The sequence below is a fragment of the Agrococcus casei LMG 22410 genome, assembly GCF_900163565.1.
In the GTDB taxonomy this organism is placed as follows: domain Bacteria; phylum Actinomycetota; class Actinomycetes; order Actinomycetales; family Microbacteriaceae; genus Agrococcus; species Agrococcus casei.
The window spans coordinates 148,823-159,223 of the sequence record NZ_FUHU01000003.1 but is presented as its reverse complement, the minus strand read 5'-3'; the positions used below and the strand labels follow the sequence as shown (position 1 = coordinate 159,223).

General features: G+C 64.6%; 10 protein-coding genes. 2 read left to right on the top strand and 8 right to left on the bottom strand.

The features are described 5' to 3' along the window. Positions 1-63: 63 nt before the first annotated feature. Positions 64-210, top strand: a complete 147-nt coding sequence (locus tag CZ674_RS14075) for a hypothetical protein (protein WP_159456852.1) — start codon at positions 64-66, stop codon at positions 208-210. Positions 211-307: 97 nt separating this feature from the next. On the opposite strand, the gene CZ674_RS00880 is transcribed toward CZ674_RS14075, so the two are convergent. Further along, entirely contained in the window at positions 308-883 is a 576-nt protein-coding gene (locus CZ674_RS00880; RefSeq protein WP_086990222.1) for an HhH-GPD-type base excision DNA repair protein, read from the bottom strand. 46 nt (positions 884-929) lie between these two features. On the opposite strand from CZ674_RS00880, the gene CZ674_RS00875 reads away from it, so the two are divergent. Next, positions 930-1,385: a DIP1984 family protein gene (locus CZ674_RS00875; protein ID WP_086990219.1), complete on the top strand. Its 456-nt coding sequence runs from the start codon at positions 930-932 to the stop codon at positions 1,383-1,385. A 311-nt stretch (positions 1,386-1,696) separates the two neighbouring features. On the opposite strand, the gene CZ674_RS00870 is transcribed toward CZ674_RS00875, so the two are convergent. From CZ674_RS00870 to CZ674_RS00840, 7 genes are all read right to left on the bottom strand, one after another. Then, positions 1,697-2,689 (bottom strand): ABC transporter substrate-binding protein, encoded by a 993-nt coding sequence (locus tag CZ674_RS00870; protein ID WP_086990216.1) that lies wholly within the window; start codon positions 2,687-2,689, stop codon positions 1,697-1,699. Between the two features lie 94 nt (positions 2,690-2,783). Next, positions 2,784-3,767: an ABC transporter permease gene (locus tag CZ674_RS00865; protein WP_086990213.1), complete on the bottom strand. Its 984-nt coding sequence runs from the start codon at positions 3,765-3,767 to the stop codon at positions 2,784-2,786. Beyond that, positions 3,764-5,278: a sugar ABC transporter ATP-binding protein gene (locus tag CZ674_RS00860; protein ID WP_086990210.1), complete on the bottom strand. Its 1,515-nt coding sequence runs from the start codon at positions 5,276-5,278 to the stop codon at positions 3,764-3,766. The genes CZ674_RS00865 and CZ674_RS00860 overlap by 4 nt, the downstream gene beginning before the upstream one ends. Positions 5,279-5,537: 259 nt before the next feature. Beyond that, positions 5,538-7,172 (bottom strand): fucose isomerase, encoded by a 1,635-nt coding sequence (locus tag CZ674_RS00855; protein WP_086990207.1) that lies wholly within the window; start codon positions 7,170-7,172, stop codon positions 5,538-5,540. Then, positions 7,169-8,707 (bottom strand): FGGY-family carbohydrate kinase, encoded by a 1,539-nt coding sequence (locus tag CZ674_RS00850; protein WP_086990204.1) that lies wholly within the window; start codon positions 8,705-8,707, stop codon positions 7,169-7,171. The genes CZ674_RS00855 and CZ674_RS00850 overlap by 4 nt, the downstream gene beginning before the upstream one ends. Positions 8,708-8,749: 42 nt before the next feature. After that, positions 8,750-9,733, bottom strand: a complete 984-nt coding sequence (locus CZ674_RS00845; protein WP_086990201.1) for a LacI family DNA-binding transcriptional regulator — start codon at positions 9,731-9,733, stop codon at positions 8,750-8,752. Between the two features lie 145 nt (positions 9,734-9,878). Further along, a complete protein-coding gene (locus tag CZ674_RS00840; RefSeq protein ID WP_234988353.1) occupies positions 9,879-10,385 on the bottom strand; it encodes a MarR family winged helix-turn-helix transcriptional regulator in 507 nt (168 codons plus the stop codon). Positions 10,386-10,401 lie beyond the last annotated feature (16 nt).

The following is a 10,401-nucleotide window of genomic DNA, read 5'->3' as shown; positions in this document are numbered from 1 at the left end:
CGTGAGAAGATGAACGAGCTTATTCACGGTGTTGCGCTGGCTCTCTGAATCCGCCATCTCTTCATGGCTCTGAATCAGGGGCCTACCCTGCAGCTCATCGGGTCGATCCTGTCAACCGCGATTGCTACTGCCGCCGTATTCGCGCTTGCGGTCGGCGTCGCGATGCTCGCCGCGCATTTTGTACGAGTTCGCACCGGCGCAGACGAGTAGCGCGCTCAAAACCGGGCCGTATCTGACCGCCGAGTGGATAATCCACACGGCGACGCTCTCAGCCGTGATTCTGTGCACGGCGAGCCCATGACAGCAGCTACTTCTTGGCCTTGGCAGCCGCTTTAGCCGCCTGCTTCGTCGCGCGAACCTCGAGCAGCGACGCGCGGTCGACGATGTCAGCAACCGACCGACGCGCACCCTCTTCGCCGTACGGACCCGCAGCCTCGCGCCATCCGTCACCCGCGAATCCGAGCTGCTTGCCCAGCAGCGCCAAGAAGATGCGGGCCTTCTGGTCGCCGAAGCCGGGCAGCGCCTTCAGCCGACGCAGCACCTCGCGGCCATCTGGCGAACCTGACGTCCAGATCGCGTCAGCCCGCCCATCCCACTCGTCGACGACAGCCTGCGCGAGCTGCTGCACACGCCCCGCCATCGACCCCGGATAGCGGTGCACAGCCGGCTTCTCGGCGAACACGGCTTTCAGCTTTTCAGCATCGAACCCCGCGAGCACATCAGGGTCGACTGACCCCACGCGCTCAGCGATCTTGGCAGGACCCGCAAATGCGACCTCCATCGCAATCTGCTGGTCGAGCAGCATGCCCGTCAGCAGCGCGAACGAGTCGTCTGAGAGCAGTCGGTCAGCGGCATCGTCGCCGCTCAGGTGCAGTTCTGGCATGTCTCCAGCTTGCCAGGTGCATGATGGTCTCAGCGAAAGGAGTCACATGAAGCTGGCCGAAGCACTTGCCGAACGCAGCGACATCCAGGCACGACTCGAGCAGCTCAAGGCTCGAGCGGCCCAGACGGTGCGCATCCAGGAGGGCGACAGCCCCGACGAAGATCCGAGGGCACTCATCAATGAGGCCGAGCGTCTGCACACTCGCCTCGGCGAGCTGATCACGCGCATCAACGCGACCAACGCATCCGCCCCGTTTGACGAGACCCGCACGATCTCAGACGCCATCACGGCACGCGACATCGCGAGCCGTCGACGTACATTCTTCGCACAGTTGGCGGATGCGGCGGCAGCGCGGCACGACAGGTTCACCCGCTCAGAGGTGAAGTATGTCGCTGCGTACCCCGTCGCCGAACTGCGAGCGCAGGCGGATGCTGCGGCCAAGGAGTACCGCGAGCTCGACACCCGGCTGCAGGAGTGCAACTGGACGACGGAGCTGCAATGACCCAGTAGGCCAGAAGTCGGTAGTCGACGGCGGCGAGTGCAAACGCCCCTGGCATCGGGGCGTCGTACCGGTGCCTCGTGGCACGCCGGAGGAGCTCGGCGATTGGGTTCGAGTCCCATGCATTACAGCGCATGCTCCGACAGACACACGGGCACATCGAACACACACAGTTCACCACCGCGCACTGAGTCGTCGACGAGGGCGGGAACGGGGATCTTCTGGCCCCACAGCACCCACAGCACCTAAAGCACCAAAAGCGAAAGCGCCCAGCAGACTGAGCCTGCTGGGCGCTTCGCGTGTCAGTTGACGGTCTACTCGTAGATCATCGCCTGAATCTCTTCGGAGTCGATGTTCTCAGCGTCGTACCAGAACGACCCTGTGTCAGTGAACTCCTCGACCTCTTCGCCGTTGATCAGCGCCAGTGCGCTCTGCACCGTGATCTTGCCGATCGACTTCGGGTCCTGCGTGACAGCACCGAGCATGTCGCCGTTCTTGATCGCCTCAATCTGGGCTGAGCCCGAGTCGAAGCCGACGATGGCCACCTTGCCCTGCTCGAGTCCGAGCTCGTTGGCAGCGTTGACGATGCCGATTGCCGAGCCCTCGTTGGTGCCGTAGAGGCCCGCGAGGTCGGGGTGTGCGCTCAGCATCGCCTTGGCGATGTCAGCCGACTTGAGGTGGTCGCCGTCTCCGTACTGGATGTCGACGATCTCAATGTCGGGGAAGTTCTCTTCCAGGTACTCGACGAAGCCGTCACGACGCTCGACACCGGTCGAGTTGATCTGGCTGTGGCCGACGATGCCGACCTTGCCTTCTCCGCCGATTGCCTCAGCCATGTGCTCGGCCGCCACAGCGCCTGCTGCGACGCCGTCGGTGGCTGCCAGGTAGTTGCCGTAGTCGCTCTCGCATGCCGCGTCGAACTGCACCACGGGTATGTCAGCTGCCTTGGCCTGCTCGAACAGCGGGATGCACGCCTTCGGGTCGAGAGCGGCATAGCCGATCGCGTCGGGGCGGTTGTCGATCGCGGTCTGCAGCATCTGCAGCTGCGAGTCGACCTGAGTCTCAGCAGCGGGGCCGTCGAACGTGATGCTCACGCCCTGGGCTTCAGCCTCTTCTTCAGCGCCCTGCTTGACCGACTGCCAGAACTGGTGCTGGAAGCCCTTCGAGACGAGCGCGATGCTGATGTCTCCACCCTCGCCCGTGCCTTCTCCGTCGCCTTCGCCGCCACCGTTGCTCGAGCATCCGGTCAGCGCGAGGGCTGCCGTTGCCAAGCCAGCGAGAAGCACTTTCGACTTCTTCATCTTCATTGGAACTCCATTGTCGTATGCCGATGATCGGCGTTGCGTGTGCCTCATTCACAAACCCTTGCGGGCATCCGCCCGAGGCACATTGAGCGGAAGACTAGGTACTCGACCCCCTGTTGCGGAGGCTGTCGAACCAGACGGCGATCGCGATGACGACGCCCGACGCGACAAACTGCCACTCTGACTGCACGCCCATGATGCGAAGGCCGTTGATCAGCACGCTCATGATGAGGGCACCGATGACGGTTCCGATGATGGATGCGCGGCCTCCCATGAGCGACGTTCCACCGATGATCACAGCGGCAATGGCCTGCAGCTCGAGACCGACGCCCATCTGCGGCTGTGCCGACGAGAGGCGCGAAGCCATGACGATTCCGGCGATGGCAGTGAAGACGCCCGCGACTGAGTAGATCAGCACGGTCCATCGCTTGGTGCTGATGCCGGAGAGACGTGTTGCCTCTTCGTTCGAGCCGATCGCGAGGTCAATGCGACCGAACTTGGTGCGCGAGAGCACGACCCAGGCGAGAATCGCCAGCACGAACATGATCAGCACGCCGTTGGGCAGGCCCGGGATGAGCTCGCCCAGCGCGATGCCGCTGAACCACGAGATCTCGGTGAAGTAGATGGGGGCGACACCCGAGAGCACAAGCCCTAGACCCTGCGCCACCATCATCATCGCCAATGTCGCGATGAATGGCGGAATCCTGAGGAAGGCCACGTTGAAGCCGTTGATGAAACCCATCAGAGCACCGGAAGCGATGCCGAGCAGCACGCCCAGCCACGCCGGAAGCCCCATGTTCACGGCGAAGACTCCGGTCATGACCGCCGCGAGCGTCGAGCCCGTGCCGATCGAGAGGTCAATGCCCCCGGTCGCGATGACGAACGTGGTGCCGAGCGCCATGATGCCGATGCCGGCCGTCGCGAGCAGGATGCCCGAGATGTTCGACCACTGCATGAAGTTCGGGTTCATGATCGAGAAGAAGATGAACAGCAGCACAAGGGTGCCCACTGCGAGCCCCTGCTGGATCCAGCTCTTCCAGTTCAACGACCCCTTCGGGGCAGCCGTCTTTGCCTCGCTCATAGCGTCAGCTCTCCTTCTTCGGCGATCTTCGTCGCGTAGTCCATGATGCGGTTCTGGCTGGCGTCTTCGTTCGTCAGCTCACCGGTAATGCGTCCGCTCGCCATGACGACGATGCGGTCGGCAATGCGCAGCAGCTCAGGCAGTTCGCTCGAGATCACGATGATCGACTTGCCTTCGCTTGCGAGGCGCTCGAGGAGACGGTAGATCTCCTCTTTGGCTCCGACGTCGATGCCGCGTGTGGGCTCATCGACGATCAGGATGTCGGTGTCGCGCACGAGCCACTTGGCCAGCACGACCTTCTGCTGGTTGCCGCCCGAGAGCAGCTTGACCGGCTGGTTGACCGACGGGGTCTTGGTGCGCAGGTCTTTGACGTACGACTCGGCGACCTGCTTGGCCTTCGCGTCGTTCATCATTCCGGCGACGCTGAACTCGTTGAGGCTGGCCAGCGCTGTGTTCTGCCAGACGTTCTGGTCGAGCAGCAGGCCGACGCCCTTGCGGTCTTCAGACAGGTAGCCGATGCCGCTGCGCACTGCGTCGGCGGGCTGACTGATGCGCACGCGCTTGCCATGCACTTCGATCTCGCCGGATGTGCGGCTGTCGGCGCCGATGACGGCACGAGCAGTCTCGGTGCGGCCGGCGCCCATGAGGCCCGCGAACCCGAGAATCTCGCCCTTCTTCAGCTCGAAGCCGACGTCGCGCAGCAGCGCCTTCGTCGACAGGCCCGTCACCTTGAGCACTGTCTCGGCCTGTGAGAAGTCTTTCGCCTCGGGCCGCTGCTCAGAGTTGATCTGGCGGCCGACCATCATCTCGATGATCGTCGGCACATCGATCTGATCGCGGTCGAGCTGTCCGATGTACTCGCCGTCGCGCAGCACGACGACGCGGTCGGCGAGGCGCTTCAGCTCTTCCATGCGGTGCGAGATGTAGACGATGCCGGTGCCCTTCTCGCGAAGGCTCTCGATCAGCTCGAAGAGGGTCTCGACCTCGTTGTCGGTCAGGGCGCTCGTGGGCTCGTCCATGATGAGCACGCGCGAGTCGTACGACAGGGCCTTGGCGATCTCGACCATCTGCTGGCCAGCGACCGTGAGGTCGCCGACGCGGGTCTTGGCGCTGATGTTGATGCCGAGGCTCGTCAGCAGCTCGCTCGCCTGCTTGTTGAGGGCGCCCTCTCTGATGATGCCCGCCACGCTCGGCTCGCGGCCGATGAAGATGTTCTGCGCGACCGTGAGGTCGGGCATGAGGTTCATCTCCTGGTGGATGATGCTGATGCCGAGCGCCTGCGCCGCAGACGGCCCCGGGATCTCGACCTGCTCGCCGTCGACCAGGATCGTGCCCTCGTCGCGCTGGTAGATGCCCGACAGGATCTTCATCAGCGTCGACTTGCCGGCGCCGTTCTCGCCGACGAGCACGAGGACCTCGCCGCGGTTGAGTGTGAATTCGACACCCTGCAACGCCTTGACGCCCGGAAAGCTCTTGCTGATTCCTGTGAGCTCTAGGAGTGGCTTCGTCACTGCTACCTCTTCATTGAGAATTGGGGTGTAAACATCCGACCATTAGACAGCACAATCACTCGATCGCGCAACTTGTCACCTAATGTATCTAATGATTGCCCCTCGATGGTCTTCTCTCGGTAACAACCGCGCAACTGTTTGCGATTCCGCGGTTGTCGCGCATCCCCCTGTCCCCTGCAAGACCGTGATCCTGCAGGGGAACAGAAGAACTGCGCTTGATCGGCACCGCCGACACCTCCGATGCCTTGGACTGTTCGCGCTAGAGGGCGACGTCTCCGACGAGGTGCACGCGGATGCCCATTCCGGCGAACGCGGCGGCCTTTGCGGCGAGTGCGCGGTCGGCGGAGTCTGCATCGTCGGCATATGCGACCTGCAGGTGGTTCGCCTTGTGGCGAGCCATCATCTGATCGCGCGTGATGCCGTGCAGAACGGCGTGCATTATCGGCCACTGCTTGTCTGTCTCGTTGAGGCGACGCTGCGTCTCCTCCTCGGGAAGCTCGACGACGTGCGCGCGGCCGATGTCTGCGTGCAGCTCATCGTTCATGATGAACACACGCGAGAACACGATCTCGCCCGGCTTCGAGACGCCCGCGAGGGTGCCGCCGCCGTGCGGGAAGAACCACGGCACCTGACGCATCGAGTACGACTTGTCGTAGCCGCCGTTGTGGCTGGCCGGCACCGCACCCGAGATCTCGAAGACCCAGACGAAGTCGCCGTCGTACTCCTCGCCCCAGCGGATGTCGTGCAGCGTGTTGGCGGGGTCGAGGCCCATCGCCTTCCACACGCGGTTGGTGACGAGCGCATCGACCGCGACCCCTTCGTCGACCTCGTTGAAGTGCGGCATCGCCTCACCGGCGAATAGTTCACGACTGCCGTCGCGCGAGAACACCGCAGGACGCTCTACGTTGTTGAGCAGCCCCTCCGCGAGGTCGGATGCTGCGCACTGGTCCTTGAGCCCCTGCTGGTACTGGATGCCCACCGCGTCAAGGCCGTAGTCGTCGGCGATGCGCAGCGCGGCGATGTACATCGCCATCTGTTCGAGCACCTGGTCGCGAGTGAGATCCTCAGCCGGGTTGTCTCCCCAGTGGAACGTCATGCCACGCTCCTCGAGCCACTGCAGCGCAGATTCGCGCTCGTCTTCGGCAACCTTTGCCATCTCGGCCAGCAGCGCGCTCTGCGAGAGGCGCTCCTTGTAGATGCCGGTGGGGTTCAGCATCTCGTCGTCGATGATGGCGTTGTACATGCCCATGCAGCCTTCGTCGAAGATGCCGATGAGCGCCTGCTCGTCAGAGAGCTGCTGAGCGATCGCGCGGCCGAGCTTGGCCTCTTCGCTGTCGCCGAGCTCGGGCAGGTCGCGCACATGCGAGGTGTCATGCACGATCGTGCCGGTCTTCAGCCACTCGTCGACCTTGCCGAGGGCCCAGTCGTCGGAGAAGTCCTTGCTCCAGAGGATCGAGTGGTCAATGTTCGCCTTGGTGAGGCTCGCGGTCATGTTGAGCAGGCCTACGAGGCCAGGGAATCCGCCAGCCCAGTTGGCGACAGCGAGCACCGGGCCACGGTGCTTGCGAAGGCCCGCGACGACATGGTGGCTGTACTGCCATACGGCGTCGACGATGACAATCGGCGCATCCTTCGGAATGCGCTTGAAGACCTCGATGCCCTTGCGCTGCGTGTCAATGAAGCCGTGGCCCGTCGCCGGGTCGACCTCGTGTGCACGCTGCACGCTCCAGCCGCGCTCGGTGAGCACCTCGCCGACGCGCTCTTCGAAGGCGCGCTGGGTCTCCCAGCCCGCTTCGTTCGCCGACAGTCGCAGGTCGCCCGAAGCGACCGTGTAGATGGTGTTCTCAGTGGCCTGCGGCTCTTCGTAGGCCTTCGGGAATGCGTAGTTCGTCACGCTTTCGCTCCTTCTTCTGACGCGGATGCCCGTTCGGCGAGCATGTGCATGGTGGTCTTGGTTGCGGGGTACAGGGCGAGGTACTGCTCGAACAGCTCGCTGTACTGCTCGTGCGCCTCGGGGTTCGGACGCACGATGGTCTGAGCGGGGTTCCAGTCGGCGATGTCGGGGGCTGCGCCGGCGTCGGCGACGAGGCCGGCCGCAAGGAAAGCGGCTCCGAAGCTGGCGCCGAGCGTGACCGTGCCGACGACCTGCTCGAGGCCCGTGACATCTGAGACGATCTGCGTCCAGAGACCGCCGGTCGTGCCGCCGCCGACAGCGACAACGCGGTCGATCGGTGCGCCGGATGCGCGCATCGTCTCGACGTTGTGTCGCACTCCGAAGGCGGTCGCCTCGAGTGCCGCACGGTACAGGTCGCCCGCCGTGGTGCTGAGCGTGAGGCCGACGATGACGCCCCGCGCATCCGGATCCTGCACAGGCGTGCGCTCCCCGGCGAAGTACGGCAGCATCAGCAGCCCTCGTGCGCCGAGGCCGCTCTCGCGTGCCTGGTCTGTGAGTTCGGCGAAGTCGCTGATACCGGTGAGATCGCGCAGCCAGTTGGTGATCGCTCCGCTGGTGGCCATACCGCCTGCAAGAGAGTACGTGTCTGCTTCGACTCCACGAGTCGTCCACATGCCCGGAGCCTCGACGCGGTGGTCGGCGGTCGTGATGAGAAACATCGTCGTGCCGTACATCAGCATGAGGTCACCCGGACCTGTGGCGCCCGCGCTGACGGCTTCGTCCCACGCATCGATGGTGCCGGTGATGACCGGGGTGCCCTCGGCGAGGCCGGTCTCAGCGGCGGCCTCGGCTGTGATCACGCCAGCCTGTTCTGCGGGCAGCTGCAGGCGTGGCTGGTCGAGCCCTGCGGCAATGCGCTGCCAGTTGTCGTCGTGCCAGGTCTGCTTTTCGATGTCGTAGAGCGGCCACGACTGACTGGCCGAGTGGTGGTCGAGCACGTACTCGCCCGTGAGCTTGAGCGCCAGGTACGAGGCGGGCATGAGAAACCGCGTGGCCCGTGCGTAAGCTTCGGGCTCGTTCTGAGCGACCCAGAGAATCTTCGGGCCCGCCGCCTGCGACGTGAGTGGCGTTGCACCGACGGTCATGATGGCCGCTTCGCCGAGGTCACCGTTCAGCTCGTCGATCTGGTCGCCGGCACGGCTGTCGACGCCGTAGAGAATCGCCGGGCGAACAGGAGCACCGACATCGTCGGCCAGCAGCACACAGGGGCCCATGCCGCTCACGCCGACCGCGGCAATGCTCACGCTCTTCTCGGTCGCAGCCGCTGCCAGCTCGCTCGCGATCGAGACGAACTCGCTCCACCAGATGCGCGCATCCTGCTCGAAGTGCCCGATGCGGGGGTTCTCGACCGAGTGCTCGCGCACTGCGCTTGCAATGACTTCGCCGGCGGTTGTGACGAGCACGCCCTTGGTGCTCGATGTGCCGACGTCGACGCCGATTGTGGCTGTGCCTGCCGCTGACTCGCCCTTGAGCATGGAACCTCCCTATTGAGGTTCAGGTTGTCAGAAATCGATTTCTCATGCAAGGGGTCGCGAGCGCGTGTCGGGCAGAATCGGCGCTTCGAGCACGTCGCGGTGCATGGGGGTCGACGCGTCGACGATGCGAGCGAGCAGCCGTTCGGCGGCCAGGCGCCCCATCTCGCGTCCTGGGGTGCCTGAGATGACACAGCTGCGCGGCACAGCAGCCCCGGCAGGCAGCGGCCCGAACACCGCGAGCCCGACCTGCTGGCGGCGTTGCTCGAGCGTCTCGATCATGCCCGCGCCCATGAGGTTGTTCGCGCTGAAGACCGCGTCTGGCGGATTCGGCAGGTCGAGCAGGCGCTGCATCGTGGTCTGGCCGCCGGCGACCTTGAAGTCGCTGAACACCAGCAGGTCTTCTGCTGGGTCGATGCCGCGCATCCGGTGTGCGTCGCGCCACCCCTCGACTCGCTGCACCGACGTCTCGACATCGGCGGGGCCGGTGACGCAGGCGATGCGCTCGTGGCCGAGTTCGAAGAGGGCGTTCGTGAGTTCGGATGCGGATGCGCGGTCGGCGAGCACCACCACGTCGGTCTCGACCGTGAGCGGGTCACGGTCGATCACGACAACCGCCCGGCCGCGGTCCAGAAGCGGCGAGAGGTCGGTCTTGGCGTTCGCCGGCGCGATGATGATGCCTGCCATCGCCTCAGAGACCGCGACATCGACGTATCTGGACTCCTTTTGGAGATCGCTGTCAGAGTTGCAGAGCACGACCGAGTAGCCAGCTGGCTCGAGCGCGTCTTCGACGCCGCGCGCGATCGCGGTGAAGTACGAGTTCTCGATGTCGGGGATGATCAGCCCGATCAGCTTCGAGTGCTGGCGGCGCAGCGACTGGGCGGTGCGGTTGGCGCGGTATCCGAGTGCCTTGGCGGCCGCGCGCACCTTCTTCGTGAGCACGGCATTGACGGTCTTGCCGCTCAGCACACGCGACACGGTGGCAGGCGAGACACCGGCCTGCGTGGCCACGTCGTAGATGGTTGCCATGTCGCGCTCTCTGCTTCGTTGCGTACGTGTGCTGTTGCGGGCACCTGCGTGTGGGTGCACCTGCCGCAGTCTACGGAACACCGGTCACGAGTCGCCGCGATTTACAGTTTTGGCGATGGATGCGCGGGCGGGGTCGCGCGTCTCGTCACTCGTTGTTGCGTGCTGCGGTGTCGCCGTTGGCGGCCAGCAGCTTCTGCAACAGTGCGGCCAGGCGCTCGCGATCGGAGGCGGTGAGCCCGTCGAGCTGCCGCTCTTCAGTTGCGAGATGGCCGACGACGACTTCATCGACCGTCGCTCGACCCTCGTCGGTGAGGGTGACGATGACCTCACGACGGTTGGTCGGGTCGGTGTGCCGCGTCAGCAGGCCGCGCGACTCGAGTTCGCTGAGCCGATTCGTCACGGTTGCGCCGCTCGACATGGTCGCGGCCACGAGGTCTTTCGGTGTCAGCTGAAACGGTGCACCCGATCGACGAAGCGTGGCCAGCACATCGAACTCGGAGTGCTTGAGCCCCTGCTCTGCGAAATGATCCCGCTGCCCTCGCTCAAGGATCTCTGCTGCACGTTTGATGCGTCCGTGAATGCCCATCGGCGACACGTCGAGGTCAGGGCGTTCGCGATGCCACTGGTTCAGGAAGTCGCTGACTCGATCCACGAGTGACCTTTCATGG